The organism is Stenotrophomonas lacuserhaii (assembly GCF_039674585.1).
Lineage (GTDB): Bacteria > Pseudomonadota > Gammaproteobacteria > Xanthomonadales > Xanthomonadaceae > Stenotrophomonas > Stenotrophomonas pennii_A.
Genome location: NZ_JBDJNU010000003.1, coordinates 14508 through 40812, shown reverse-complemented (window position 1 = coordinate 40812; position 26305 = coordinate 14508). Strand labels below are relative to the sequence as shown.

Genomic DNA, 26305 nt, shown 5'->3' with positions numbered 1-26305 from the left:
CCGGCGCTACACGCGTGAGGCCATCAGGCGTCGCGCTGGGCCTGCTTGCGGGTCAGGTCGCCGAAACGCGACAGCGACATCAGGTGCTGGTGCACCAGGCCCAGCCAGCCATTGCGGTGCCAGGCGAGCACCACCTCATCGGACAGCTTCTGGAACTTCTCCACGTCCACCACGTTGAAGCCCTGCAGGGTCAGCTCGCGGCCGTTCGGCAGGCGCACGTTGGCGTTGCGCATCACCAGCAGGTCCTGCTCGATCAGCGCCTTGGAAAAGGCCTGGGTGTGGCCGTGGTCGGCGGTGAAGCGGCCGCAGAATTCCATTGCCTGCTGCAGCAGCTCGCTCGGCTTGCCATCCACGAACAGCGCTTCGCCTTCGCTGCCGCCCTTGGCGATGCGATCGGTGCCCTCGTCAAAGCCGAGCACGTAGTTCTGGCTGCCGTCGGTATCGATGAAGATGAAAGGATGGCGGCGTACGTAGGCCGGCACGTACGTATCCGGTTCCCACTGCCCATCGGTCACGAACAGGTTGTCTTCGGTCACGCCGAGGGCGGCCATCGGCACCGCTTCCGGACCGGCGAACAGGATCGGGAAATGGTGCAGCGCCATCGAGAACTCGTTGACGATCAACGGAATCGCGTTGGTCTTGGCAGCGAAATCCAGCTTGCCCGGCAGGATGCGCAGGTCGCCATGGATGTCGGACTGCAGCGGCACCGGGCGGCTGTAGAACAAAGGGGAGCCTGCAGCAGGCGCGGTGTCGTTGCCGGTGGTCATCAGAAAGCCATCTCTACTTGAGGCGCCAGCCATCCCGGGCGCGAATGCGGGTGGAACATGAAGCCCGCATTATCAACAAGCCACGTAGCAATCACCACCCCGCCCTTTCCGGTTACTTGAGCTGCAGTGGATAGCGTTGCCACAGCACGTGGACCAGGAAACCGGTCAGCTCGGGATCCTTGCCACGGATGGCACCACGGATCTTGTCGAGCAGCACCATGTCCGAGCACTTGCGCACGTCGGAATGGTTGGCCTGGCCTGCGCGGCGCGCGCGATAGCGGGCAGCACGCTGCGCATCGCTCATCGCATATCCGAACTTCGGCGGCCTGCCCCGCTTGCGCGGCAGGGCCAGTTCGAAGGTGCCGGGATCTTTGTCGTCGCGCATGCGGAAGTAGAGCGGAAAACGGCCGCGCACTTTATCGTGAGGCATCACTTTAATCCAGTCTTTTCGAACGAAAAGTGCTGTTTTTCCTGTATCGAAGGCCGTGTAATGCCTCGCCCAGCAAACGCTGCTTGCGCGATGTTGGCAGCGGCTCCTGCCACAGCCTTCGGCACTACCGCTTCATATCTGCGGCCACCGGAACCTGTCAGGGGGTCGGGGGGGGGGGGGGGGGGGGGGGGGGGGGGGGGGGGGGGGGGGGGGGGGGGGGAGGGGGGAGGGGCACGCGGGGGGGGGGGCCCGGGCGGCGCGCGCGCCCCCCCCCCCCCCCCCGCCCCCCCCCCCCCCCCCCCCCCCCCCCCCCCCCCCCCCCCCCCCGGCCCCAATCCAGCCCCACCGCCCGGCCCCAACCCAGCTCCAGCTGGCCCACCGCCAAGCGCATTGCGAATGGGTCGCAATTGCGTTGCGAATGGCGCGACAGTAGACTGTGGCCCACCTCTCCGACTGCATCGCTCGCGGCCTCCGGATCATCGATCCGGCGCACGCAGGCACGCCCGCGCACGCCCATGACCCGACCCATCGCCGCACCGCCCTCCCCCGTCCGTCTGCGCGCGCTGGCCATTGCCTGCGCGCTTGCGGCATGCGCTCCCGCAGTACACGCGCAGCAGGCCGCCACCGACCTGGACGCGGTGCGCGTCAACGCCTACCGCGCGGCCAACAGTGTCAGCAGCGCGACCAAGACCAGCACCTCGGTCGCCGAAACACCGCAGTCGGTGTCGGTGATCGAACGCGCCGAACTGGATGCGCGCGGCGTGCAGTCACTCAACGACGCAATGCGTTACGTGGCCGGCGTAAGCCTGGAAAGTTCGGGTATCGACAACCGCGTGGATGACTTCCGCATCCGTGGTTTCGATGCCGGCAGCTGGGCCAACAACGTGACCCTGGACGGCATGCGCGCGCCGCAGGGCAGCCAGTGGAACCGCAGCATGTTCGACAGCTGGAACCTGGAGCGCGTGGAAGTACTGAAGGGGCCCTCGGCGGTGATGTACGGCCAGGTCGCACCGGGCGGCATGGTCAACCAGGTCAGCAAGACCCCGCAGCCGGGCCAGTTGCAGCAGCTGCGACTCGGGCTGGACGCGCACGGCCAGTACAGCGCCGCGTTCGACGTGGGCACCGGCAGCGCCGACGACGCGCACCTGGTGCGGCTGGTCGGCCTGTACCGCGATGGCGACACCCAGATCAAGCACACCGGACAGGAACACTGGTTCCTCGCCCCCAGCTACACCTGGCAGGTGGCCGAACGCACCCGCATCACCCTGCTCGGCATGTACCAGAAGGACGATGGCGGATCGACCTACCAGTTCCTGCCGATGGACGGCACGCTGCGCGCCACGCCGTATGGCCACATGAAGAACACCACCTTCATCGGCGAACCGTCCTGGAACACGTTCAACCGCACGCTGTGGACCGCAGGCTGGATGTTCGAGCACGCCTTCAACGACCACCTGACCTTCAGCCAGAGTGCGCGCCGCACGCATGTGGATTCGCTGTACCGCGGCGTGGTCACCAACGGCGCGCTCAACGCCGATGGCCGCACGCAGGCACGCCGCGCCACCTACGGCAACGGCGATTCCGATGGCGACACCTTCGATACGCGCCTGCAGGCACGCTTCCGCACCGGCGGCGTGGACCATGTCGCCCTGCTCGGCTGGGACTGGCAACGCGCCGATTGGGAAGGCGTGCGCGGCGCGATGAGCAGTCCGCGCCCGATCGACATCTTCAACCCGGTCTACACCGGCTACGTGCCGCAGGTGACCAGCCTGAGCCCGACCGAAGGCAGCAACCGGCAGAACGGCATCTACCTGCAGGACCAACTGGCGCTGGGGCAGTGGCGCCTGACCGTGGGCGGCCGCTACGACTGGACCAAGGATGATGCTTCGAGCGCGACCCGCAACCCGGTTACCGGCGCGACGGTGACCCAGCCGCGCAGCGTGATCAAGAACGAAGCCTTCACCGGCCGCGCCGGGGTGCTGTACGTGTTCGACAACGGGCTTACCCCGTACATCAGTTATGCCGAATCGTTCCAGCCCTCCTCCACCAGCCCGCTGAACAACTTCGACGGCACGGCGTTCGACCCGGTCACCGGCACCCAGTGGGAAGCCGGCCTCAAGTACCAGCCGGCCCGCGTCGACGGCCTGGTCACGCTGTCGGCGTATGAGCTGCGCCAGCAGAACCTGCTCACCCAGGATCCCGACCCGACCCACAACACCTGCGGGGCCACTGCCAATGCGCGCTGTTCCATCCAGGATGGCGAAGGCCGCGTGCGCGGCGTGGAACTGGAAGGGCGGGTGACCCCGTTCGAGGGTTTCAGCCTGATCGGCGCGGCAAGCTGGATGGATTCGGAGATGACCCGCTCGGACCAGTACCAGGGCAAGCAGCTGATCATGGTGCCCGACTACACCGCATCGTTCTGGGCCGATTACACCTTCGCCGGCGGCGCGCTGGAGGGCCTGAGCCTGGCGGCAGGTGCACGCTACAACGGCCGCAGCTACGGCGACAGCGCGAACCTGTACCGGATCCCGGGGTACACGTTGTTCGATGCGGCGATCCGCTATGACGTCGGGCGGGTTGGCAACAGCGACCTGCAGCTGGCATTGAACCTGAGCAACCTGGCGGACCGGCGCTATGTGTCGACCTGTACGACAGTGTCGTCGTGCTACTACGGCAGCGGCCGCACGGTGATGGCCACCGCGCGGCTGGGGTGGTAGTGACGGCCGCTGGCCGTCTGCCTCTGCCAGCCGGTGGATGACGACCGTTGGTCGTCACGCTCCTGCGTTCCGCTGCGCTCGCCGAGCATGGGTCGGCGCTACCGGCCTGCGTGCTCTGGTAGCGCCGAGCCATGCTCGGCGGCGTTTGTTCGGGCAGCGCGCAAAAAAAAGGGGCGGCCGAAGCCGCCCCTTGCCCGTTGGATCATTGCGCCGGCGCATAGCCGTGCAACTGCATGGTGCTGCTTGCCCGGCCCTGGCTCATCGAACGCAGTGCCGTGCTGTAGCCCTGCAGCTGCGCCAGTGGTGCAAACCCGCTCACCTGCGAACGACCTTCCCGCTCGTCGATCGCCTGCACCCGTCCATGGCGCCGCTGCAGGTCACCCACCACATCACCGACATGGGCTGCGGGCGACAGCACCTGCAACGACATCACCGGCTCCAGCAGCTGCGTGCCCACCTCGGCCAGCGCCGCCTTCACCGCTTCCATCCCGGCGCGATGGAACGCCTGCTCGGATGAATCCTTCGCATGCGTCTGCCCATCCACCAGCACCACGTCCAGGCCCACCACCGGGTGGCCCTGCGGGCCGTCCTGCAGCGCAGCGCGCACGCCCTGCTCCACCGCGCGGATGAAGCTGCGTGGCACCACGCCACCGACGATGCGGTCGCTGAATTCCACCGCATCGTCCTCGCGCGGACGCACCTCCAGCACTACATGCGCGAACTGGCCCTGGCCACCACTCTGCTTGACCACCCGGCCGACCACGCCAAGCGCCGTGCTTCGTGGTTTCTCCAGGTAGGCTACGCGCGGCTGGCCGACCTGCACCTCGACCTTCCACTCGCTGCGCAGGCGCTCGACCATCACTTCCAGGTGCAGCTCGCCCATGCCCCACACCAGCGTCTCGCCGGTTTCCGCATCGGCCTCGACGCGGAACGACGGGTCCTCCTGGGCCAGGCTTGCCAGGCCCTGGCTGATCCGGATCAGGTCACTGGCGCGGCCGGCCTGCAGCCGCCACGCCAGCACTGCCGGCTGCGACTGGATGGCTTCCAGCAGCAACGGCTGCTGCAGCGAGGACAGCGTTTCACCGCTGATCGCATCCTTCCAGCCCATCACCGCCACGATGTCGCCAGCCTCGGCCTGTTCGATGTCATGCACCTGGTCAGCCTGCACCCGTACCAGCCGCCCCACCCGACGCGCGTCGTGGCGTGAACTGGCGATGCGATCACCTACCCGCAGCGTGCCCGAATACACCCGGACGAACGCAAGCGCGCCCTGCTGCATGTGGGTGACCTTGAACAGCAGCGCGGCCAGCGGACCCTCCGCGTCAGGCAGCAACTGCACCGTGTCTTCGCCGGCCATGGCGCTCACCGACGGCCTGTCCAGCGGCGAGGGCAGGTAATCGACGATGGCATCCAGCAGCGATTCCACGCCCTTGCCCTTGAACGCCGCACCGGCCAGCACCGGCACGCCGGCACCGTTGACGGTGATGCGTCGCACCGCCGCACGCAGCGCATCGGCGTCCACCGCCGAACCGCCCAGCCAGGCGTCGGCAAGCACATCGTCCAGCTCGGCCGCGGCCTGCACCAGCGCATCGCGCTGGGGCTGCCACTGCTGCGCTTGCGCGTCGGTCCACGGCTGTCGCTGCAGCGAACCGGCGGCATCCCAGTGCAGCACCTGCCGGTCCACCAGATCGACCCAGCCGTCGAACGCGGCTTCGCTGCCCAGCGGCAGGCCCAACGCCAGCGGGCGCGCCTGCAGGCGCTCGGCAAGCTGCGCCACCACGCGGTCGAAGGACGCACCGATGCGGTCCATCTTGTTGACGAAGGCAAGCAGCGGCACGCCATGCCGGCGCGCCTGGTGCCAGACGGTTTCTGATTGCGGCTGCACACCGTCCACGGCCGAGAACACCGCCACCGCGCCATCCAGCACGCGCAGCGAGCGCTCCACTTCGATCGCGAAATCGATGTGGCCGGGGGTGTCGATCAGGGTCAGCCGGTGCGCGGGGAGGTCGCGCGGCGCCCACTGCGCCTGCACGGCGGCCGCGCCGATGGTGATGCCGCGTTCGCGCTCGATCGCTGAAAAATCGGTGGTCGCCGCGCCGTCGTGCACTTCACCGACGCGATGGATCTGGCCGGTTTTCCACAGCAGCCGTTCGGTCAGCGTGGTCTTGCCCGCGTCGATATGGGCAATGATGCCGAGATTGCGACGCAGCGAAAGGGTCTGGGTGTTCATGAGTTGCTCCTGCAATGCCAACCACGGAGGACCGCGCGTCCCGGTTGGCGGCAGGGCGCGCGGTCAGGTCTGGGTGTCGTCGAGCGGGTGCATGGCACGTTCTCCTTCGCTTCTCAGGTGGATCGGAAATAAAAAAAGCGCCCGGTTGGGCGCTCTGCTGGGGGTCCAAGGCAACCGCAATGCGGTCAGCCGCCTTGTCTTCCGCCGGGCAGACGCACCCGTTCCGCGCCGGCGCGGAGCAGGATCTGAAACGTCAGCAGCGGAAAAGCGTTCATCGGACTCACCACGGATGGGAGGCGCTAGTGTGCGCTTGTTTACGGGGGAAGCAAGGGTCTATTGGCAGCAAAAATAGAACGCTGAGAGGAGCCTTCCTAGGTCACCACCACCAGCGGCACGGGCCGCCGCGGATGCTGAAGCACCAGCACGTCCTGCTGGTACACACGGCGCAGGGTGTCTTCGGTCAGCACTTCGCGCGGGGTACCGTCGGCGGCCACCCGGCCGCGTTCCAGCAGCACGATGCGGTCGGCATGGCCGGCGGCCAGGTTGAGGTCATGCAGCACCACGATCACGCAGGCACCCCGGTCCGCCAGCGCACGCACGCTGCGCAGCGTGCGTTCCTGGTGGCGAAGGTCCAGCGCGGCGGTGGGCTCGTCCAGGAACAGCAACGGCGTGTCCTGCGCGAGCACGCGCGCGAAGGTGGTACGGGCCGATTCGCCGCCGGACAGCTGCTGTACTTCGCGCTGGCGCAGGGCCTGCAGTTCGGCCGCGTCCAGCGCCGCTTCGACGTGGCGCGCATCCTCGGCAGGCGCTGGTGGATGCGGCAGGCGCCCCATCGCCACCACTTCTTCCACGCTGAAGGCGAAGCGCACTGCATGTTCCTGCGGCATCACCGCGCGCTGCCGAGCCAGTGCCCCGGCACGCAGCGCCGAAAGCGGTCTGCCGGCCAGCAGCACCTCACCGCTGTCCGGCCGGAGGTCGCCGCAGGCGACGCCCAGCAGCGTCGATTTACCCGCCCCGTTCGGTCCGACCAGCGCGGTCAACGTGCCGGGCTCGAACACCAGCTCGACATCGGCCAGGATCGGCCGCTGCTGCCGCACCACGCCGACCTGCCGCAATGAAAGCAGTGCACTGCTCATGCGGCCACCCTGCCGCGGCGCTGCATCACCAGCCACAGGAAGAACGGTGCGCCAAGCGCGGCAGAAAACAGCCCCAGCGGAATTTCCGCTGGCGGATCCAGGGTGCGCGCGGCGGTGTCCGCCACCACGATCAACAGCGCACCGAGCAGCCCGGACAGCGGCAGCAGCCAGCGATGGCCCGGCCCGACCAGCAGCCGCGCCACGTGCGGCACCACCAGGCCGACAAAACCAATCGACCCGGCGAAGGCCACTGCGGCGCCCACCAGCAACGCACTGAACGCCACCAGCCGCCGACGCGTACGCGCGACATCCAGCCCGAGGTGCTGCGCCTGGCGCTCACCCAGCGCCAGCATGTCCAGCGGCGTTGCCAAGCGCAGCAGGCAGAACGTACCCAAGCAGAACAGCGGGATGACCGCCGCCACGTCGCGCCAATCGGCGCTGGCCAGCGAACCCAGCTGCCAGAAGACGAGCGACTGCAGTTGCGCTTCGGTAGCGATATAGGTGAAGAAGCCGATCAGCGCCGAACAGAAGGCGGCCATCGCGATGCCGACCAGCAACAGGGTGGCATTGCCATCGCCGCGCCCGGGTCGTGCCAGCAGGTAGGTAATGCTGATCGCCGCCGCGCCGCCGGCAAAGGCCGCCAGCGGGATCACCCAACCGCCCAGCGTCGCCGCACCCAGCACGATCGCCGCCACCGCACCCAGCGCGGCGCCCTGGCTGACCCCGACGATGCCGGGGTCGGCCAACGGATTGCCGAACAATCCCTGCAGGCTGGCGCCGGCCATCGCCAAGGACGCGCCCACGACGGCACCCAGCAACACGCGCGGGATGCGCAGCTGCCACACCACCGCGACGTCGCGCGCGCTCGCCTGCGCGGCATCCAGCAGGCCCAGCTTGACCCCGATGGCCTGCAGCACGGCCATCGGCGGCAGCCGTAGCGGCCCCACCGCGAACGACGCCAGCACCGCCAGCAGCAGCGCGCCCAGTACCAGCAGCAGCATCAGCTGGCCGCGATGCCGGCGCCGGTCACCGGCCATCGTCCACCGCGCTGGCGTCATGCCGGCGGCAGCGCCGCCAACGCGCGCGCCAATGCCAAGGCGCCGGCACCGGACCCCACGCTGGTGTACTTCAGTTGCACGTCCGGCATTACCCAGACCCGGCCGGCTTGGCCGGCAGGGGTCTGCTTCAGGGTCGGATAGGCCTTCCACAGCCTGTCGGCACCGCCGAACAACTGCAGGTCGTGCTCGGTGACCAGGATCACTTCGGGGGCCGCTGCCACCACGCCTTCATTGCTGAGCGCGGAGAAGTTGGCGACGCCCGCTTCGGTGCCGATATTGAGCCCGCCCGCCAGCGCGATCAGCCTGCCCGAGGCGCTGTCGGCGCCGGCCACGGTCGGGTTGCCGCCTGCGCCGGTGGCCGACACATGGATCACCCGCGGCTTGCGCGTTGTCGCCGCAGCGATCGCGGCGGCCTCGTCCAGCTGCTTCTGCACCGCATCGGCCAGCGCCACGCCTGCGGCGGCACGCCCGATCGCCGCGGCGACCTTGCGCACCTTGTCAGGTGCCGGCTGCAGATCATCGATGATCACCGCATCCTGGCCTACCGCGCGCAGTTTTTCAGCCAGGTCACTGTGTCGACGCAGGCTGTTGCCCAGGAACAGCGAGCCGCCCAGGCTGAGCACGCCTTCCACGCCGGTGGTGCGGTTGAACAGGAACCGGTGTGGCGCGGCGCGTCCGGCGTCGGTGGTGGCATTGGTCGGTGCGGCGAATACCTGGCCGCCCTTCCCCAGTGCTTCCATCACCGCGATGATGTCATCGCCGCCGGCGATGATCCGGCTGGCGTCGTCGACCTGCACGTCCACGCCATCATCGGAATGCACGGTGGCCGGCAACGTGGCCGCACCCGCCGCTACCGAAGGGATGGTCTCGCCGCCGATGCGCTGCCAGCCTGCCGGCAGCGCGTCGTGCTCCGACGCAGCACGCGGCGCGGGCGGCGTGGCAGCGGCCTGTGCCGGCACGGCAGGCTCGCCCCTGCCGGAACACGCGGCAAGCGCCAGCGCCAGCGCTAAAGACGGTGGCAGCGCCCAGCCAGCCCGGATCAGGTTCGGATTCATGGGGAAGTTACTCCTGCGGGATTCACGGCGGTCGCCTCGCCACTGCGGTCGGCGATGCCGTACAGCGCCGACAAGGTCGCTTTGAACGATGCCGGCAACATCGGCCCGTGGCCAAGTCCGGCGAACTCGCGGTACTGCACCTGCAGGCCGGGCAACCCACTCAGGCGCTCGCTCAGTGCATGCGCGGCATCCGGCGCGGCGCCACCGATCCGGCGAAGGTGCGCGACCACGCGCGGGTTGGCCATGTCACGTACGCCGCGGTTGCCGCTGCGCTCATCGCCACCCAGCATTACCCACAGCTGGGCCGGCTGGCCGGCGCGGTTTTCGATGAACTGTTTTTCCAGGTCGCCCAGCGGCGCGCCCTGGCTCCACCAGAGCGACGGACTGGCCGCTACGTACTGCTGGAAGGCGGCCGGGCGGGTGTACAGGCTGCTGAGCACGAACAGACCGCCCAGCGAATGTCCCCACAGCGCCTGGCGCTGGGTGTCCACCTGGGCGCGACGCGCGACTTGCGGTTTGATCTGGCGCTCGATGACATCCAGGAACGCAAAGGCGCCGCCCCCCACGACCTGCTGGGTGCCGCCCTCATCATCGGCGCGATCGATCCAGGCGGTGTAGTCGCGGGTACGCTGGGCCGAGTCGATGCGACGCTCGTTGTCATAGCCGATCAGCACCAGCACCGGCGGTGCCTTGCTGGCGGCCAGCTGGTCCAGCATCGACCGGTCCAGCACCATCGCCACGGCGTTGCCATCCAGCGCGTACAGCACCGGCGAAGGCGCGCTGGAGGCCTTGGCGGGAACCAGCAGATTGACCCGCCAATGGCGCTGGCCGTCCGCGCTGTTGACCACGAAACGTTCGACACGGTAGCTGCCAGCGGGCTGGTCCAGCACCGTCTGGCCCATCATCTGGTCTGGATTGCGCTGCTGCGCATGGCTGCAGAACGAAGCGCCGGCCAGCGCGAACAGCGCGGCAAGGCCAAAGAGACGGTGAAGCATGGGGGCACGGCTCGCAGCGGGGTCGCCGGGCAGTCTATCAAACGCGAATGGTTCTCGCTTTCGCTTCGCGCGATGATGCGTGCAATGAGATGGCTCGCCCTTATCCCGCGCCAAACGCGCGACGTGTCAGCGCGCCGCCTCGGCCAGCCGCGCACCCAGCCATACCAGCAGCATGCCACCTGCCAGGCTGACGCCCAGGTACAGCGGCACCATGCCGCCGCGGTCGCTGCGCGCGAACACCAGGGTCTCCAGCATCAGCGAGGAAAACGTGGTCAGCCCACCCAGCAGCCCGATCACCAGGAACGCACGCAGCAGGGTCACGTTGCCGCCGCGCTGCTGCAGCCACACCAGCAGGTAACCGGCCGCAAAAGCGCCGATGAAGTTGGCGCTGAGCGTGCCCCAGGGAAACCCTTGGCCGAAGCGCTGCACCAGCGCATCACCGATCACGAAGCGCAGCGCCGAACCCAGTGCACCGCCGGCCATGACCAGCCCAAGCTGCTGCCACCAGCCCGCGCCCATCAGCCGCTTGCCCCGCTCTGCTTGGCCGCGCGCGCCTGTTCGCGTTGCGCACGCAGGCGATCCAGTTTCTCCTTCAGCTTGATCTCCAACCCGCGCGCCACCGGCTGGTAATAGACCTGTTCGCCCATCGCATCCGGGAAGCCGGTCTGGTCCAGCGCGATGCCGCCTTCCATGTCATGGTCGTACTGGTAGTCCGCGCCGTAGCCGAGGTTCTTCATCAACTTGGTCGGCGCATTGCGCAGGTGCAGCGGCACTTCCAGCGTACCGGAGGCGCGCACTTCGGCCCTGGCCTTGTTGTAGGCAGCGTAGCCGGCATTGGACTTGGCCGTGCTCGCCAGGTACAGCACCAGCTGGGCGAAGGCCAGCTCGCCTTCCGGGCTGCCCAGCCGCTCGTAGATGTCCCAGGCTTCCAGCGCCATCGACTGCGCGCGCGGATCGGCCAGGCCGATGTCCTCGATCGCCATGCGGGTCAGCCGGCGCGCCAGGTAGGACGGATCGCAGCCGCCATCGAGCATCCGCGTCAGCCAGTACAGCGCGGCATCGGGATTGGAGCTGCGCACGGATTTATGCAGCGCGGAGATCTGGTCGTAGAACTGCTCGCCCCCCTTGTCGAAGCGGCGGGTGCGGTCGGCCAGCACCTGGGTGAGCGTCTGCGGGGTGATCCGGCCGCCTTCGTCGACCGCCAGTTCGGCGGCGATTTCCAGCAGGGTGAGCGCGCGACGGACATCGCCATCGGCGGCGCTGGCGATCTGCAGCAGCAGCGCGCCTTCCACCTGCACGCCCTCATTGCCCAGACCGCGCTCACTGTCGGCCAGCGCCCGCTGCAGGGCCTCGACGATGTCCTGCGGCGATACCCCTTCCAGCACGTGCACGCGGCAGCGCGACAACAGCGCGGAGTTCAGTTCGAAGGACGGGTTTTCGGTGGTGGCGCCGACGAACACGATGGTGCCGCGTTCGATATGCGGCAGGAAGGCATCCTGCTGGGTCTTGTTGAAGCGGTGCACCTCGTCGACGAACAACACCGTGCGCCGGCCTTCGGCGAAGCGCTGCGCCGCTTCAGCCAGTACCTGGCGTACCTCCGGCAGGCCGGACAGCACAGCGGAGATCGCGCGGAATTCGGCGTCGGCATATTCGGCCAGCAGCAGCGCCAGGGTGGTCTTGCCACAGCCCGGCGGGCCCCACAGGATCATCGAATGCACGCGCCCGGATTCGACCGCGCGGCGCAGTGCGCTCTCCGCGGCGAGCAGGCGTTTCTGCCCGACCATTTCGTCGAGGGTGCGCGGCCGCATGCGCTCGGCAAGCGGTCGCAGGTGATCCCGATCCACGCTCAGCAGATCAGGGCCGGGGAATGAAGAAGTACGTTGTCTGGCCACGCGGCATTGTACCGCGCGGCCACCGCCTCATTCGCCGATGACGTCGGTACCGGCCGGCGGGGTGAAGCGGAACGTGCCGGCGGCGAAGGACGGGTTGCGCTTCCAGCCGGTGAAGGCGATCACCGTGCGCTGGCCCACCGCATCGGTGATTTCCATCTTCGCCAGCCCGCTGGCATTGAAGCCCAGCGCGGCGTACTGGAAGCTGGCCTCGGTCTCGCGCTTGGGGGTCAGCGAAAGCCACTGCAGGCCATCACGCGGCGCGGCTTCTTCGCTCAGGTCGTACTGCTGCTCCAGCAGCGCCGGATTGATCAGTGCGGTCAGCGGGCTGTTCTGTTCTTCCTTGCCCTGCGCGCGCACGGTGGCCTGCTCCAGGTCCGGTTCGTACATCCACACCTTGGTGCCATCGGCCACGATCTGCTGCACGTGCGGGCGCTGGTATTCCCAGCGGAACAGGCGCGGCGCCGACAGCGCGACGCGGCCACTGGTGGTTTCCTTGACCTTGCCACGGGTATCGAACACCTGCTGGCTGAACTGCCCGTCCAGGCCCTTCAGGCCGGCGGTGAAGGTCTTCAGCTCATCACGCGCGCCGGCCCAGGCACTGGTCGAAACCAGGCACGCGGCGGCGAGCACGGAAGTAGCGAGGGTGCGGCGGAAGCTGGCGTGCATGAGGGTATCCAGAAATAACGTGGAAGGATGGGAGAAGTGTGCCCAAAGCATCCTGAATGGGCGATCCACTGCAGTGGGCGCAGGGTTCAGGCGCCGCCCGCCGCGGGCACCCGACCGTACACGATCTGCCCGCGAAAGCCGCGCCGCACCTGCTGGAACAGCTCGCGGAAGGCGGCATAGTCGGCGGGCTGGCACAGCGCATCGTTGCCGCGCACTGCATTCTGGCGCAGCCGATGGCGGGCGATGACCTGCTGGCCGTCGCGCTCCCAGCGCACCGAATACTGGCCCGCCGCGTTGCTGAACTGCTGGTCGCGCGGCACCGCGATCAGCGGCACGCCCTGCGGCAGGGTCACCCGGTAGGTTTCCTGGCGCAGGCTGGCATCGCACTGGAATGGGGTGGCGTTGTCCGGCGCCGAGGTGGCCGCGTAGGCGTCACGGAACGATTCCGCGCCCGGCGGATCGGGCAGTTGCATGCCGCCGACCAGATTGAAGTCCACGTAATCGGACGCGCTGAATTCGAAGGTGTAGTTGAATGGCTGCTGCAGGTCCTGCGGGTCGCCCTGCAGTTCCAGGCGGCCCTGCCCGTCGAAGCCGGAGGCCGCCACCATCGAAGCTTCGGCACGGGCACGGTTCTGTGCGTTCAAGCGTGCGAAGGACGCGCGCATGCCGATCTCCGCGCTGTCGCCGGGTTGCAGACGGGTGGTTCCCTGCAGGTTCCCCGCGGCATCGAACACGAAGTCCGCCTCGAAGCCCATGCCATTGCGCAGGTCATCATTGGCCGGCGTGCGCGCCAGCTTGGCCGGCCCGGTAAGCAGCACCGGCGCGCCGAGGTCGCCGTCGGGCAGTTGGCCGGGACGTGCCCAGGCGCTGGTGGAATCCAGGTACAGGTCGAATTCCGGCACGTAGGTGATGGCGTGGTTGAAGCGCCCCAGCGTCGGTACCGCCGGCAGGGTCGGTCCACCGCCGGCGCCGATCAGCACCGCCGTGCTGTCGATGCCCTTGGCTGCCAGCAGTGCTTCCAGGATCACCACGTGGTCCTTGCAGTCGCCGTAGTGGTTGTCCAGCACGCTCTGCGCGGGGTTCGGCTCCAGCCCGCCGTTGCCAAGATAAACGGCTACGTAGCGGATGTTGCGGGCCACCCAGCGGTACAGCGCATCCACCTGTCCGCGGCGGTCGGCGATGCCGTGGGTGACTTCCTCGGCCAGCGCCTGCAGCGGTGGCGTGACCTTCGCCGCCCGTCCTGCCTTGAGCTGGTACGCACGCGCCATCTGCGGCCAGTCCGCATAGGTGCTGGCCATGATGGTCGGGCTGAACTCCCACGGCGCGGCGGTCCAGTTCTGCGCCGGCAGCGGCGTGCCGCGGCGATAGGTCCAGCTCCACTGCGCACGGCCAGCGCGGAGCGCGGGCGCGTCGCTGCCCTGCACGCCCCTGCTCAGCACCTTCATCGACAGGCTGGCCGGTGCATCCAACGTGACCTGCGCGTCGTCGTACTGGTTGAACACGCTGAAGGTTTCCCACAGCCCGAAATAACCCGGAAAGTACGGCTGCCGCTGGGTGCGGCGGGTGGCGTAGACCACGCGCGTGCCCGGCGCCAGGTTGGGGAACACGATTACCCGCACCTTGCGGTCGGCGTACATCGCCGCCGACGCGCTGGAGTAGCTTTCCTGGGTATAGACGCGGTCCGCCGGGACGTCGCGGCGCTGGCCATCGGCGGCCAGCGTGTAAGCCTCCAGCACCTCCAGCGTTTCCATTTTTTCGCTGTAACTCAGCCGCACCTGGCTGAACTGGTCCACCGCGCTGCGGGTCTTGAGCAGGATGTCGTAGTGCTCGGCCTGGGTATTGCCGGCATCGGCATCGACCACGTAATCGGCGCGATAGCGGGCGAAGCTGAAGTTGTTGCTGGCCTCGGCCGGCGCTGCGCCCTGCGTTGGGGGCGTGGCGGGGACGGCGGGCGCCTCTACCGCCAAGGCGGACCCGAAAGGCAGCAGCAGGGCGGCCAGCAATCCGTTGCGGAGGGGTGCCATGAGGGGTTCCGGTTGGTCAGTTCAGGGGCGGTGGGGCGGGGTCAAGAGCGTGACGACCAACGGTCGTCACCCACCAGGTCGGGGACGTCACCCACCAGTTCAGGGGTTGGATGCCGGCCAACGGCCGGCACTACCGGGAATGCATTATTTCGGCGGCGGCGGGGCCAGCACGGTGCGGTCGCCGTTGTGTTCGGGCGAACTGACCACGCCGGCCGCTTCCATCGCCTCGATCAGGCGTGCGGCACGGTTGTAGCCGATCTTCAGCCGCCGCTGCACGCCGGAAATGGAGGCGCGGCGGGTTTCAGTCACCACCCGCAGCGCTTCGTCATACAGCGGATCGGATTCATCGCCGGACGATGCGGTTTCCGGCAGGCCGCCGGCACCGACCACCACGCCGTCGCCCATGGTCTGCACTTCGTCCAGCACGCCTTCGATGTAGTCGGCCGGCCCCATCGCCTTGAGGTGTTCCACCACGCGATGGACTTCTTCGTCGGACACGAACGCGCCGTGTACGCGGTCCGGCATCGCCGTGCCGGGCGGCAGGTACAGCATGTCGCCGTGGCCAAGCAGGGTTTCGGCGCCGGACTGGTCCAGGATGGTGCGCGAATCGATCTTCGAACTGACCTGGAAGGCGATGCGGGTCGGGATGTTGGCCTTGATCAGGCCGGTGATGACGTCCACCGACGGCCGCTGGGTGGCCAGGATCAGGTGGATGCCGGCCGCACGGGCCTTCTGTGCCAGGCGGGCGATCAGCTCTTCGACCTTCTTGCCGACGATCATCATCATGTCGGCGAATTCGTCGATGAAGATCACCACGAACGGCAGCGTTTCCAGGGGGCGCGGGGCCTCGCCCAGTTCCGGGTTCGGCTTGAACAGCGGATCCATCAACGGCTGCCCGGCGTCCTGCGCGTCCTTGACCTTCTTGTTGAAGCCGGCCAGGTTGCGCACGCCGACCGCGCTCATCAGCTTGTAGCGGCGCTCCATCTCGGCCACGCACCAGCGCAGGCCGTTGGCGGCCTCCTTCATGTCGGTGACCACCGGCGCCAGCAGGTGCGGGATGCCCTGGTAAACGCTCAGTTCGAGCATCTTGGGGTCGATCATCAGCATGCGCAGGTCTTTCGGGCTGGCCTTGTACAGCAGGCTCAGCACCATCGCATTGACCGCCACCGACTTGCCCGAACCGGTGGTACCGGCCACCAGCAGGTGCGGCATGCGGGCCAGGTCAGCCACGGTCGGGCGTCCGGCGATGTCCTTGCCCAGCGCCAGGGTCAGCGGGCTGGTCGCCTTGTCATATTCCTTCGAACGCAGCAGCTCGGAGAGATAGATCATCTCGCGGGTGACGTTCGGGATCTCCAGGCCGATCACCGACTTGCCCGGAATCACATCGACCACGCGCACCGACTTGACCGACAGGCCGCGGGCGATGTCCTTGTCCAGCGTGCTGATCTGGCTGACCTTGATGCCCGGCGCGGGCTCGATCTCGAAGCGGGTGATCACCGGGCCCGGGTAGGCGCCGACCACCACCGCATCAATGCGGAAATCCTTGAGCTTGAACTCGATCTGCCGCGACAGGGTTTCCAGGGTGTCCTCGTCGTAGCCCTTGGGCTGCGGCTTGGGATCATCCAGCAGCGCCAGCGGCGGCAGGTCCGAGCCATCGCCATTGACGCCCTGGAACATCGGGATCTGGTTGTCGCGCTTGGCCCGGTCGCTCTTCTCGATCACCGGTTCCGGGCGCGGCTCGATCTTCACTGGCTCGCGCTTGGCGCGCACCTCGGCATCGACCTTGCGCACTTCCTGGCGCTCTTCGCGCATGACGCGCGTCTGCTTCCACTCGGTGGCCTGCTCTTTCTTCTTTTCCAGCAGCGGCGCCAGCGCCATCACGCCCTTGCCGATCCTCTCCATCACCATCAGCCACGACAGGCCGGTGGCCAAGGTGATCGAAGCCAGCAGCAGCACCAGCACGAACAGATTCGCACCCAGCGCCCCGAAACCGACGCTCAGCGAAGAGCCCACCAGCTTGCCGAGGATGCCGCCGGCAGAGGCCACCTCGGCACTGAACAGGCGCAGGTGCAGGAAACCGGTGCCGGCGATCAGGAAGCCGACCAGCCCGACCAGCCGCAGCGCCGGGTCGAGGTCGTTCTCGCCCTTTGCTTCGCGCTTGAGGCCGAACATCGCAAACCAGGCCAGCGCGCCGAGGATCACCGGCAGCAGGAAGGCCATGTACCCGAACAGCTGCAGCAGCACGTCGGCGATCCACGCGCCGGCGCGGCCGCCCATGTTGTTGACCGGCGCCACGATGCTGCCGGTGTGCGACCAGCCGGGGTCCGTCGCCGAATAGGTGAACAGGCTGGCCACCAGGTACAGCAGCGCCGGGGCCACGGCGATCAGACCCAGATCGCGCCACAAGCGCTGCCGCGTGGGGTTTTCAGACGGAGACGGATCGCGGCGACGGGCCTTGCCTTCGCTCGATCGGCTGCGTTCGGGGACCTGCTTCGCCACCTTGGACACTACCTTTGGAATACGCTGTTAGTGGTTGATAATAAACGAAGCGCGTCGGTTTTCCGTCACCACTGGCTGACTGCGATGCGCCGTGGCCCGGCAGGCACCGTCGAACACGACCCCGCCGGTCCTGCACATCGCCGCGTTCCAGCCGTGCGGGTTGAAACCCCCTGCCCCTGCCATCACTCTATGGTCTGCCCCCAGCGCGCGCAAACCGTCGCCGCGCCTTGATCCCCTTACCTTTCGCGAGTCTACATGAGCACCACGCTGCCCTCCCGCCATCAGAAGCTTGTCATCCTCGGTTCCGGCCCGGCCGGCTGGACTGCCGCCGTCTACGCGGCCCGCGCCAACCTCAAGCCGGTGGTGATCACCGGGCTGCAGCAGGGCGGCCAGCTGATGACCACCACCGAGGTCGACAACTGGCCGGGCGATGCCCATGGCCTGATGGGCCCGGACCTGATGGCGCGCATGCAGGCCCACGCCGAGCGCTTCGAAACCGAAGTGATCTTCGACCACATCCACACCGCCGACCTGTCCCAGCGTCCGTTCAAGCTGATCGGCGACAGTGCTGAATACACCTGTGATGCGCTGATCATCTCCACCGGCGCGACCGCCAAGTACCTCGGCATCCCGTCCGAAGAGACCTTCAAGGGCCGCGGCGTGTCCGCCTGCGCCACCTGCGACGGCTTCTTCTACCGTGACCAGGACGTGGTGGTGGTCGGCGGCGGCAACACCGCCGTTGAAGAAGCGCTGTACCTGTCCAACATCGCCCGCAAGGTCTACCTGGTCCACCGCCGTGACACGCTGAAGGCGGAAAAGATCATGCAGGACAAGCTGTTCGCCAAGGTCGCCGCCGGCAAGATCGAAACCGTCTGGCACCACCAGGTGGACGAAGTGCTGGGCAACGACGCCGGCGTGACCGGCGTGCGGGTGAAGTCGGTGCAGGACGGCAGCACGCGCGACATTGAAGCCCATGGCTTCTTCGTGGCGATCGGCCATCACCCGAACACCACCCTGTTCGACGGCCAGCTGGCGATGAACCACGGCTACCTGGAAATCCGTTCCGGCCTGGGCGGCAATGCCACCCAGACCTCGGTGGAAGGCGTATTCGCCGCTGGCGACGTGGCCGACCAGCATTACCGCCAGGCGATCACCTCGGCCGGCTTCGGCTGCATGGCCGCGCTGGATGCCGAGCGCTACCTGGACGCACAGGGCAAGGCGAGCTGAAGCACGCCGCCGGGTGACACTGGAAAGGCCGGCCTCTGCGCCGGCCTTTCCGTTTCAGGGGAGCCTGCGGGCCGTAGCGGCTCCCTCATCGTCTTCGTACACCGCCGGTGAAGCGCCCACGCCCGCGCCGCGCAGGCATTGCACGATGTGCCGGACCGGCGGCGACTTCACCCCATCGTCGTCAACCATCCGGGTGTCCCAATAGATCGGCGCACTTCCGGCGTTCTCGCAACGCAGGGTGATCTGGGCTGGCCTGGTGTCCGCGTCAGGTAGCGCCACCGTTCCATCCGTGCACTTCCAGCCGGGAGGGCATCCGACGTTCTTTGTCTCGATCACGACGGGGTATTGGGGGAAGCCACCGAAGGCCAGGTCAACCACCCGGGATTGGCCGGCCGCGACGCTGATGGTGGCGATGGGATCGACCTTCAGGGGATTGCAGCCCTTGCCCTCGCGCCAAAGGCGGCACCCCTTTTCGACGCCTTTCATCGAAGCTTCCCGGAAGACGGGATCCTGCAGGGCGAGGGCGTCCTCGGCATTTGAGTGATAGGCCACCTCGACGATGACCGAAGGCATCAACCCGATTCTGTTCTCGCCATGGCGTCCGAACTTCGCTGGACCACGAAACGGGAACTTCTCGTATCCTTCCTGCCCCGTTACCAACTCTTCCGTGTAGCACAGGATGTTTTCTGCAAGGGGCCGATCTTGCGGCTTGTCCTGGTGATAGTAAACCTCCAGCCCCCGCACGTGGTCTCGGTCACTACCATTGGTATGTATGCTGAACAAGGCATCGGCTTGAATGAAGTTCGCAAAGTTGGGGCGTGCGCGTATGTCTTCGTCGATTTCGCGGTCGCCACTGGTACTGCCAGGAAGGCTGTGCCACATATCCGTCTCTTCGGGATACAGTGCCTTCAAGTTGTAGCGAGCGGACATATGGTTCCACGGCTGATGCGATTCAGCATGATCGGCCGGGTCGTGGCGTCGCGCGAGCCTGACCGTCATTGAACTGCGGCTGGCAAGGTATCCATTGAGCGCCTCAGCGTACGGCGGGGTGACCAGGTCTTCCAGGATTCCGTTCATCCGCTCACGTTGAAAGACCCAAGCCTTGCTCCCGTGATTGAAGTAGAGGCCGTGACTTGCGGACACCACAGCCAGTCCACCACTCTGCCGCTGCAACCGGGACAGACCGGGCCCCCACTTGGCAGGCACGTAGGGAAAGTAGTAGTTATACGGTTTGCCCTGGTAAAGGGCTCTAAACTCGGTCTCACGAGGCATCCCGGCGTTCCTTGCGTAGTGAAGCAGGGTGCTGCCGAGTTCCTGTTCGAGTCGCTCGTTGCTACCGTCCTCATCGGTCAAGGCACCGGGACCGAAATCCGCATACACAGTGGCAGCCTCAAGGTCGGCCCAACTGCGCACCATGATCCTGACAGTGCCTTCTGCGGGGTGAGCGCGAATAAAGCTATCAACATAGTCCTGGGCCTCCTTCTGAAGCATTTCGTCCAGCTTCGCATCGCGAGCCGAAAACGCTCCCGCCCAAGCGCTCGAACTGCCTAGTGAACATGCAAGGCTGAACACCATCCCCCACGCCAAAGTCATTGTTCCTGCGCCCATTCCACCGCTCCTTCCTACCAGCCGACACGGCCAGTGCCCGGGTTCCACGCTGCCAGCAAACGCCGGCCGCGAAGGTGCGCGAACTCACGGCATTCGGCAAATCGATAGCGATGGACCAATCGAGCTCCCGAAGCAGATGGCGGGTGCTCTATCCTGTCCCCATGCCCCAGATCCGCTTCCTGGAAGACCTCCAGACCCTCACTGCATCCCAATGGGACGTCCTCCACGACGGCAGCAACCCCTTCGTCAGCCACGCCTTCCTGTCCGGTCTGGAGCAGCACGGCTGCCTGCGGGAGGACTGGGGCTGGCGTCCGCGCCACCTCACCCTGTGGGAAGGCGACACGCTGGTCGGTGCCGTCCCGGGCTACCTGAAGGAGAACTCGCATGGCGAGTTCGTGTTCGACCACGCCTGGGCCAACGCCTATGCCCGCCACGGTCGCGACTATTACCCGAAATGGCTCGGCGCGGTGCCCTACTCGCCGGTGACCGGACCGCGCCTGCTGGCCGGCGACGCCGACACGCGTGCAGCGCTGCTGGCCGCGCTGGTGGAGGCACTGCCCGGCCTCGGCGTTTCTTCCGCGCACATCAACTTCCACCCCGAGAACGAGGACGGCGACTTCAGCGATGCCTGGCTGCTGCGCGAGGATATCCAGTTCCAGTGGCGTAATCCCGACCAGTGGCGGACCTTCGAAGACTTCCTCGGTGCGATGGACCACAAGCACCGCAAGAACATCCGCCAGGAACGCAGCAAGGTCACCCGGCAGGGGATCAGCTTCCGCGTGGTGCATGGCGACCAGGCCAGTCGTGCGGACCTGCAGGCGATGTATCGGTTCTACCTGCAGACCTTCCTGGAGTATGGCAACGCCCCTGCCCTGACCGAGCCGTTCCTGCGCCACCTGGCCAGTTCGCTCGGCAAGGGACTGGTGATGTTCCTGGCCGAGCAGGACGGCGCGCCGATCGCCGGCGCATTGTGCCTGCGCGGTGGCGACACCCTGTATGGGCGTTACTGGGGCGGCGCCACCCTGCCCGGCCTGCACTTCGAAGCCTGCTACTACCAGGGCATCGAGTACTGCCTGCGCGAAGGCCTGGCACGGTTCGAGCCGGGCGCCCAGGGCGAGCACAAGCTGGCGCGCGGCTTCCTGCCAACGGTGGTGCGCAGCCGGCACTGGATGGCCGACGCAGAGTTCAGCGAGGCCCTGCGCGAATGGTGCGCGCACGAGCGTGCGGACATCACCCGCTATCGTGACGAACTGCTACTGCACTCGCCCTTCCGCAGCGGCTGATCCGAACGCGGCGAGGTAGTCCAGCACCGGCGCGGGATCATCCAGCGCAGCACTCGCGGCGATATGACTGTCCGGACGAACCAGCACCAGCAGGCCCGCATAGCGGCAGGACGGATCGTCGATCCGAAGCACCTGCACGAAATCCGGCATCGTGGGCACGGCACGTCCCGCACCGCATACCAGCAGCGTGAAACGGCGGTAGTCCAGCAGCGGGTAAAGCCGTGAAGGGCGGCCTGTTCCCTGCCCCATCGGGACATCATGCACGCGCTCGCCTGCCAGCCCCTCGCCCGCGTAGCGCACCCCCATCCCCGTTATGTATCCGGACCGCTGCGCCACGATGCCCACGTAGTCCGTCGCATGCTGCCGGCTGGACGGGTCGCGCGTGGCAAGTCCCAGCAGGCGCGATGTTTCCACCACGCCCAACGCCACCGGTTTACGTTCCGATTCGTAACTGCCCAGAAGACCAGCCGGGACGGGCTGGTAGACCGCCATGCCGATCTTCCACATCAGGTTGAAGGCATCGGCCAGCGCCGTGTTGAGGCCCTGCCCGCCGTGGACGGAATGGATGTGGCATGCATCGCCCACCAGGAAGATCCGGTCGTCCACGGCAAAGCGAGCGGCCACGGCCTCTTTGACCGAAAACTGGGAGAACCAACGCACGTCACTGAAGCGCACGCGGTAGGGTCGCGTCGCCCGGTTGATCCGCGCCATGACCTGTTCGAACGTGAACTCACGGATATCCATGCGGACGTAGAACCGATCCAGCTCGCCCTCACGCGGAATCCAGGCCACGTCGGAGGATCCGGCCTGGAAGACGATGATCTCCGGCACCTTGGGGAAATCGGTGTCGATCACCCCGTCCACGACCGCCCAGGTCATGCGCGGGCGGGTCACTTCGAACGGAATCCGGAAGTGCTCGCGGATGAACGAATGCGCGCCATCGGCACCGATGACGAAGCGTGAGGTGATGGATCGCCCGTCCGAGAGTCGGGTCATGCACCCGTCTGGCTGCTGTTGGACCCTGGTCACCGAGGTGCCGCGCTGCACGGGGATGCCTGACGCACGCAGGCGCTGATCCAGCAGCTGCTCCACGAAGGACTGGCCGATCATCAGGAAGTGCCGGTGGAAGCAGCCCTCCAGGGCCTTCCACCAGTCGGACTGGCGGGACACGAATGCACCCTCGGCCCACACCGAACTGGTGTTGCACGGCTTGCCGTGGGGATAGAGATCATCGAACAGGTCCACGATCTGCAACAGCTGCAATGTGCGCGCATTGAGGGCGTCCGCGCGCCCGGCCTGCAGCGGGCCGGCGCTGCGGTCGGCGATCAGCACCCGGAGTCCAAGCTGCCTGCCGAGACAGGCGCACATCAGCCCCGCAGGTCCAGCGCCTGCGACGACCACATCAACGTCGGTGTCCACGCACGCGGCCTTCATGCGCTGGCCAGCAGGTGCGGGTTGTCCAGCGGCGGCTCACCCAGGATATGCAGCCGACGAAGGTGGCGTGGTGCACCGCTGGTGAACGCCTCGCGCCCGTGCAGCAGCGTGTGGTTGTCGGCGATGACCAGATCGCCGGCCTCCCAGGCATGTGCATACAGGCAGCTGGGCGCGTGCAGCGCCTGGGCGAGGCTGCGATGCAACAGCGCGGCATCCGCTTCCCCGATCCCCGTGAACGAGGCCGATGCAGGGTTGATGAAGGCCTCGCCCTGCTGGTCCTGTGGTGCGCTGTAGCGGATGACCGCCGCGTCACGGTCCGGGTGCCGGGTCACGATGGGCGCCTCGGCCACGCTGTGGTAGTACTCCATTTTTCTTTCGTAATGCCCTGTCGCGCGCTCCCACAGCAGCCGGACCGACGCCGGTGCTTGGTCCAATGCGCGCGCGGTGTGGGAGAACACCGTCCGCCCGCCGCAGCCGGGTCCCGGCGCACGCAGGCACTGGAAGATCTGGAACTCCGGCACCTGCCTGCGGTACATGCCATCCCAGTGCAGCGGTACGGCCGAGCTGTCGAAGATATGATCCTGCGGCGCTTCCCGTTCGAAAAGCTCGAGCACTTTGCCGAATGGCCACTCGGCAATGCAGCCCCAGCGCTCGCCATACGCGATGAGTCGCGCAGCGTCTTCGGGACCACGGAACCCGCGCAGCAGCACCAGGTGATGGTGTCGGGCGAGGACGCGCAGTGCATCGACGGACAGGTCACTGACAGCGTCCTTCGGGAATGCAGCCTGCAGCATGACGCCGAACGGCTGGAGCTGGATGATGGGAGTCGTCATGGCATCGGCCCTGCTGTTCCCGGGCCCGTGCCCGGCCTGGACCACGCTAGGCATAGGACCTGTTGAAAGCGAGCGGTATTCCGACGCCCAACGCAGGAGCTGCGGCCTGCGCCACGGGGGTGCGCATGCTGCAGTATCCTGTCCGCATGCACGCCATTGCTTCGCCCTGTAAAGCCGGCCACACGCGCCGCCTGCGTCATGCCAGAGCCTGCCGCCGCGGCGTGGCCTGCTGCCGTCGTGCAACAGCCGGCGCATGAGCCGTCAGTTTCCATGGCGCTTGGGCGAGGCCGAAGATGCCCCTTTTCCGCCCGCTGAAACGGCGCTACGCCACCCCGACGGCCTGCTGGCCATCGGCGGCGATCTACGCCCGCAGCGATTGCTGAACGCTTATGCGCAGGGCGCGTTCCCGTGGTTCAGCCACGGTGAGCCGATCCTGTGGTGGTCACCCGATCCGCGCACGGTGTTCGCCACCGATGGCGTGCATCTGTCGCGTAGATTCCGCAGGCAGCTGCGTGCCCTGGAGTGGGAGGTCACTGCCGACACCGCCTTCGAGCAGGTCATCCGCGCCTGCGCCTCGGTGCCGCGACCCGGGCAGGATGGCACCTGGATCGGTACCGACATGATCCACGCCTATACGGAGCTGCATCGCCTGGGGCACGCACACTCGGTCGAAGTATGGGAAGGCCCGGAGCTCGTTGGCGGCATCTACGGCGTGGGACTGGGCGGCATGTTCTTTGGCGAGAGCATGTTCAGCGTGCGCAGCGGGGGCTCGAAAGCGGCCTTGGCCGCGCTGGCCTCGCTGCTCCATGGGTGGGGCGTGCCCGTACTGGATGCCCAGGTGCAGAACCCTCACCTGGTGCGGATGGGGGCGACACAATGGCCGCGCGACCGCTTCCTGGCCCACGTGCGGCAGGCCATCCAGCGGCCGATATCGGCCGGCAACTGGTCCGCGACGGCGGCCCGGCTCCCGGTGCGGCATTACATCGCCGATTGAGGGCGACCTCAGGCTGCGGCACGATCCTTGAACGCGGGGCGACGTCCGCCCGTCCACGCGCTGTAGTGGCTGGGACGTCCCTCCACGTGGATCAGCCTCGCGCCCTGGGCCTCGGCCTGGTGCCGCTTCATGAGCACGGCACGATCTCCGAGTTCGACCGCCACGGCATGCCAGGGCGTCAGCCAGGCATCGGCGGTGGGCAGCATGTGGATGCCCAGCTTGTCGCTGCCACGCGGCTGCGGATGGATGGACAGGCGGACGGACCGTGGAAAGACCGCCTGCAGGAAACTGCCCCATGCCTGGCTGCGCTGCACGACCTGGTAGGCCCGCAGCTTGGCCTCGCGCTGGACCTGCGTGGCACTGCGCGCATCATCCCCGCGCCAATCATCTTCGGCCATGAAGCGGATGATGCCGCGCAGCTGCCGCACGCCGTCCTCGGTCCGCAGCAGTCCGGTCCGGATGTCATCCAGCGACTGGCCATGCTGCGCCAGCAATGCCGCACGGCGGTCCTCGTGGCCTGCCCCGCCGGCAAGCAGGGAGCTGCAGTCGCACAGGCAGAACGTGTCCAGATGGCGCAGGCCGCGGCGAGCGATCATCGCGCGGATGGCGGCCTGGTACTGGTCGATGACCGGGTCGGAAACCCCGATGGTGGGCCCGAATACATGGCCATCGGAGCAGATCGTCAGCCGGGCACCAGCAGGGTGGATCGCAGCAATGTGGGCGCACAGCCGTTGCAGTGCGTCCAGCGACAGCGCTTCGGCCAGGTCGGGCAGCGGCCCCAGCACCTTTCGAAGCGAGGGCGATTTGGCGGGGAAGGCGGGGAGTACCATATGCACGGGCTGCCCCGCCTGGACGAAGTCGCGTACCCGTGCCGTGACCGGATCCGATAGGCCGGGGGTGGGGGTGCCTGCCCGGTCACACCGCTGGTGAAATGCCAGCGTCCGTGCAATGGCATGGACAACGGCCCCGGCAGTGGTTGCGGAATGGCTCATCACTCGCTCTCCCTTACAGGTGCATTGCCGTGATGGGAGGCACGATAGCAACGGGATGCAGCGGTCGAAATAGCTCAACCCGGCAAACACTGACCCGACAAACAGACAATGGCGGACCGCTTCCGGAAAGGGGCTGATCCGGCAATACGGCGACGGTTAACGCAATCTTTGCAAAATCGGGTGCATGTGCGTAAAATGCAGCGGCTTAGGCCCCCCGTGGCCGTTCTCTGAACCGCACAGGATTACATGTCGAAAGACGACTCCATCGAGTTCGAAGGCACCGTCAGCGAGACGCTGCCGAACACGACTTTCCGCGTCCGCCTGGAAAATGGTCATGAAATCATTGCCCATATTTCCGGCCGCATGCGCAAGAACTACATCCGCATTCTGACCGGTGACCGGGTCAAGGTTGAAATGACCCCGTACGACCTGACCAAGGGCCGTATCACCTACCGCATGAAGTAA

The 26305-nt window shown here is 67.2% G+C and carries 21 protein-coding genes; 5 read left to right on the top strand and 16 right to left on the bottom strand.

The window, feature by feature from the left end:
* Positions 1-23: 23 nt before the first annotated feature.
* Positions 24-767 (bottom strand): SapC family protein, encoded by a 744-nt coding sequence (locus ABE522_RS01775; protein ID WP_346590151.1) that lies wholly within the window; start codon positions 765-767, stop codon positions 24-26.
* Positions 768-879: 112 nt separating this feature from the next.
* Positions 880-1152, bottom strand: a complete 273-nt coding sequence (locus ABE522_RS01770) for a hypothetical protein (RefSeq protein WP_057507245.1) — start codon at positions 1150-1152, stop codon at positions 880-882.
* Positions 1153-1712: 560 nt separating this feature from the next.
* Here ABE522_RS01770 and ABE522_RS01765 point away from each other — a divergent pair.
* On the top strand, positions 1713-3914 hold the full coding sequence (locus tag ABE522_RS01765) for a TonB-dependent siderophore receptor (protein ID WP_346590150.1): 2202 nt from the start codon (positions 1713-1715) through the stop codon (positions 3912-3914).
* 202 nt (positions 3915-4116) lie between these two features.
* Here the strand turns inward: ABE522_RS01765 and fusA are convergent, their stop codons facing one another.
* The 10 genes from fusA to ABE522_RS01715 all read right to left on the bottom strand — a co-directional run bounded on the left by fusA (position 4117) and on the right by ABE522_RS01715 (position 17469).
* Positions 4117-6144 carry an elongation factor G gene (gene fusA, locus ABE522_RS01760; RefSeq protein ID WP_346590149.1) on the bottom strand — a complete coding sequence of 676 codons (2028 nt, stop codon included), beginning with the start codon at positions 6142-6144 and terminating at the stop codon, positions 4117-4119.
* A gap of 371 nt (positions 6145-6515) precedes the next feature.
* Positions 6516-7280 carry a heme ABC transporter ATP-binding protein gene (locus ABE522_RS01755; RefSeq protein WP_346590147.1) on the bottom strand — a complete coding sequence of 255 codons (765 nt, stop codon included), beginning with the start codon at positions 7278-7280 and terminating at the stop codon, positions 6516-6518.
* Positions 7277-8281, bottom strand: a complete 1005-nt coding sequence (locus ABE522_RS01750) for a FecCD family ABC transporter permease (protein WP_406846285.1) — start codon at positions 8279-8281, stop codon at positions 7277-7279. The genes ABE522_RS01755 and ABE522_RS01750 overlap by 4 nt, the downstream gene beginning before the upstream one ends.
* 53 nt (positions 8282-8334) lie before the next feature.
* Positions 8335-9393, bottom strand: a complete 1059-nt coding sequence (locus tag ABE522_RS01745) for an ABC transporter substrate-binding protein (RefSeq protein ID WP_346590145.1) — start codon at positions 9391-9393, stop codon at positions 8335-8337.
* Positions 9390-10388, bottom strand: a complete 999-nt coding sequence (locus ABE522_RS01740; protein WP_346590143.1) for an alpha/beta hydrolase — start codon at positions 10386-10388, stop codon at positions 9390-9392. Before ABE522_RS01740 ends, ABE522_RS01745 begins: the two co-directional genes overlap by 4 nt.
* A gap of 126 nt (positions 10389-10514) precedes the next feature.
* Positions 10515-10907, bottom strand: a complete 393-nt coding sequence (gene crcB, locus ABE522_RS01735; protein ID WP_346590142.1) for a fluoride efflux transporter CrcB — start codon at positions 10905-10907, stop codon at positions 10515-10517.
* Entirely contained in the window at positions 10907-12196 is a 1290-nt protein-coding gene (locus ABE522_RS01730) for a replication-associated recombination protein A (RefSeq protein WP_346590295.1), read from the bottom strand. Before ABE522_RS01730 ends, crcB begins: the two co-directional genes overlap by 1 nt.
* A gap of 111 nt (positions 12197-12307) precedes the next feature.
* Complete coding sequence (gene lolA, locus ABE522_RS01725) at positions 12308-12946, bottom strand: outer membrane lipoprotein periplasmic chaperone LolA (protein ID WP_101100458.1); 639 nt, start codon at positions 12944-12946, stop codon at positions 12308-12310.
* 86 nt (positions 12947-13032) lie between these two features.
* The gene (locus ABE522_RS01720) at positions 13033-14970 is read right to left on the bottom strand and encodes a DUF3857 domain-containing protein (RefSeq protein WP_346590141.1); all 1938 of its coding nucleotides are present in this window, start codon (positions 14968-14970) and stop codon (positions 13033-13035) included.
* 144 nt (positions 14971-15114) lie between these two features.
* Positions 15115-17469: a DNA translocase FtsK gene (locus ABE522_RS01715; RefSeq protein WP_346590140.1), complete on the bottom strand. Its 2355-nt coding sequence runs from the start codon at positions 17467-17469 to the stop codon at positions 15115-15117.
* A 255-nt stretch (positions 17470-17724) separates the two neighbouring features.
* Between ABE522_RS01715 and trxB the strand changes: the two genes are divergently transcribed.
* Positions 17725-18696 carry a thioredoxin-disulfide reductase gene (trxB, locus tag ABE522_RS01710; protein WP_057507255.1) on the top strand — a complete coding sequence of 324 codons (972 nt, stop codon included), beginning with the start codon at positions 17725-17727 and terminating at the stop codon, positions 18694-18696.
* A gap of 54 nt (positions 18697-18750) precedes the next feature.
* On the opposite strand, the gene ABE522_RS01705 is transcribed toward trxB, so the two are convergent.
* The gene (locus tag ABE522_RS01705; RefSeq protein ID WP_346590139.1) at positions 18751-20304 is read right to left on the bottom strand and encodes an N-acetylmuramoyl-L-alanine amidase family protein; all 1554 of its coding nucleotides are present in this window, start codon (positions 20302-20304) and stop codon (positions 18751-18753) included.
* A 161-nt stretch (positions 20305-20465) separates the two neighbouring features.
* On the opposite strand from ABE522_RS01705, the gene ABE522_RS01700 reads away from it, so the two are divergent.
* A complete protein-coding gene (locus tag ABE522_RS01700; protein ID WP_346590138.1) occupies positions 20466-21587 on the top strand; it encodes a GNAT family N-acetyltransferase in 1122 nt (373 codons plus the stop codon).
* Here ABE522_RS01700 and ABE522_RS01695 read toward each other — a convergent pair.
* Entirely contained in the window at positions 21558-23021 is a 1464-nt protein-coding gene (locus ABE522_RS01695; RefSeq protein WP_346590136.1) for an FAD-binding protein, read from the bottom strand. The two genes, ABE522_RS01700 and ABE522_RS01695, sit on opposite strands and share 30 nt — an antisense overlap.
* A complete protein-coding gene (locus tag ABE522_RS01690; RefSeq protein ID WP_346590134.1) occupies positions 23018-23854 on the bottom strand; it encodes a TauD/TfdA dioxygenase family protein in 837 nt (278 codons plus the stop codon). The genes ABE522_RS01695 and ABE522_RS01690 overlap by 4 nt, the downstream gene beginning before the upstream one ends.
* 253 nt (positions 23855-24107) lie before the next feature.
* Between ABE522_RS01690 and aat the strand changes: the two genes are divergently transcribed.
* Positions 24108-24848 carry a leucyl/phenylalanyl-tRNA--protein transferase gene (aat, locus tag ABE522_RS01685; RefSeq protein ID WP_346590133.1) on the top strand — a complete coding sequence of 247 codons (741 nt, stop codon included), beginning with the start codon at positions 24108-24110 and terminating at the stop codon, positions 24846-24848.
* Positions 24849-24856: 8 nt separating this feature from the next.
* Here aat and ABE522_RS01680 read toward each other — a convergent pair whose 3' ends face one another.
* Positions 24857-25840 carry an isocyanide synthase family protein gene (locus ABE522_RS01680; protein ID WP_346590294.1) on the bottom strand — a complete coding sequence of 328 codons (984 nt, stop codon included), beginning with the start codon at positions 25838-25840 and terminating at the stop codon, positions 24857-24859.
* Positions 25841-26086: 246 nt separating this feature from the next.
* Between ABE522_RS01680 and infA the strand changes: the two genes are divergently transcribed.
* On the top strand, positions 26087-26305 hold the full coding sequence (gene infA / locus ABE522_RS01675) for a translation initiation factor IF-1 (protein ID WP_005409596.1): 219 nt from the start codon (positions 26087-26089) through the stop codon (positions 26303-26305).

Bases quoted from the DNA above. Each gene is read 5' to 3' on its own strand.
- ABE522_RS01775 (WP_346590151.1), bottom strand. From the start codon at position 767: ATGACCACCGGCAACGACACCGCGCCTGCTGCAGGCTCCCCTTTGTTC.
- ABE522_RS01770 (WP_057507245.1), bottom strand. From the start codon at position 1,152: ATGCGCGACGACAAAGATCCCGGCACCTTCGAACTGGCCCTGCCGCGC.
- ABE522_RS01765 (WP_346590150.1), top strand. From the start codon at position 1,713: ATGACCCGACCCATCGCCGCACCGCCCTCCCCCGTCCGTCTGCGCGCG.
- fusA (WP_346590149.1), bottom strand. From the start codon at position 6,144: ATGAACACCCAGACCCTTTCGCTGCGTCGCAATCTCGGCATCATTGCC.
- ABE522_RS01755 (WP_346590147.1), bottom strand. From the start codon at position 7,280: ATGAGCAGTGCACTGCTTTCATTGCGGCAGGTCGGCGTGGTGCGGCAG.
- ABE522_RS01750 (WP_406846285.1), bottom strand. From the start codon at position 8,281: ATGCTGCTGCTGGTACTGGGCGCGCTGCTGCTGGCGGTGCTGGCGTCG.
- ABE522_RS01745 (WP_346590145.1), bottom strand. From the start codon at position 9,393: ATGAATCCGAACCTGATCCGGGCTGGCTGGGCGCTGCCACCGTCTTTA.
- ABE522_RS01740 (WP_346590143.1), bottom strand. From the start codon at position 10,388: ATGCTTCACCGTCTCTTTGGCCTTGCCGCGCTGTTCGCGCTGGCCGGC.
- crcB (WP_346590142.1), bottom strand. From the start codon at position 10,907: ATGGGCGCGGGCTGGTGGCAGCAGCTTGGGCTGGTCATGGCCGGCGGT.
- ABE522_RS01730 (WP_346590295.1), bottom strand. From the start codon at position 12,196: ATGCGGCCGCGCACCCTCGACGAAATGGTCGGGCAGAAACGCCTGCTC.
- lolA (WP_101100458.1), bottom strand. From the start codon at position 12,946: ATGCACGCCAGCTTCCGCCGCACCCTCGCTACTTCCGTGCTCGCCGCC.
- ABE522_RS01720 (WP_346590141.1), bottom strand. From the start codon at position 14,970: ATGGCACCCCTCCGCAACGGATTGCTGGCCGCCCTGCTGCTGCCTTTC.
- trxB (WP_057507255.1), top strand. From the start codon at position 17,725: ATGAGCACCACGCTGCCCTCCCGCCATCAGAAGCTTGTCATCCTCGGT.
- ABE522_RS01705 (WP_346590139.1), bottom strand. From the start codon at position 20,304: ATGGGCGCAGGAACAATGACTTTGGCGTGGGGGATGGTGTTCAGCCTT.
- ABE522_RS01700 (WP_346590138.1), top strand. From the start codon at position 20,466: ATGCCCCAGATCCGCTTCCTGGAAGACCTCCAGACCCTCACTGCATCC.
- ABE522_RS01695 (WP_346590136.1), bottom strand. From the start codon at position 23,021: ATGAAGGCCGCGTGCGTGGACACCGACGTTGATGTGGTCGTCGCAGGC.
- ABE522_RS01690 (WP_346590134.1), bottom strand. From the start codon at position 23,854: ATGACGACTCCCATCATCCAGCTCCAGCCGTTCGGCGTCATGCTGCAG.
- aat (WP_346590133.1), top strand. From the start codon at position 24,108: ATGAGCCGTCAGTTTCCATGGCGCTTGGGCGAGGCCGAAGATGCCCCT.
- ABE522_RS01680 (WP_346590294.1), bottom strand. From the start codon at position 25,840: ATGAGCCATTCCGCAACCACTGCCGGGGCCGTTGTCCATGCCATTGCA.
- infA (WP_005409596.1), top strand. From the start codon at position 26,087: ATGTCGAAAGACGACTCCATCGAGTTCGAAGGCACCGTCAGCGAGACG.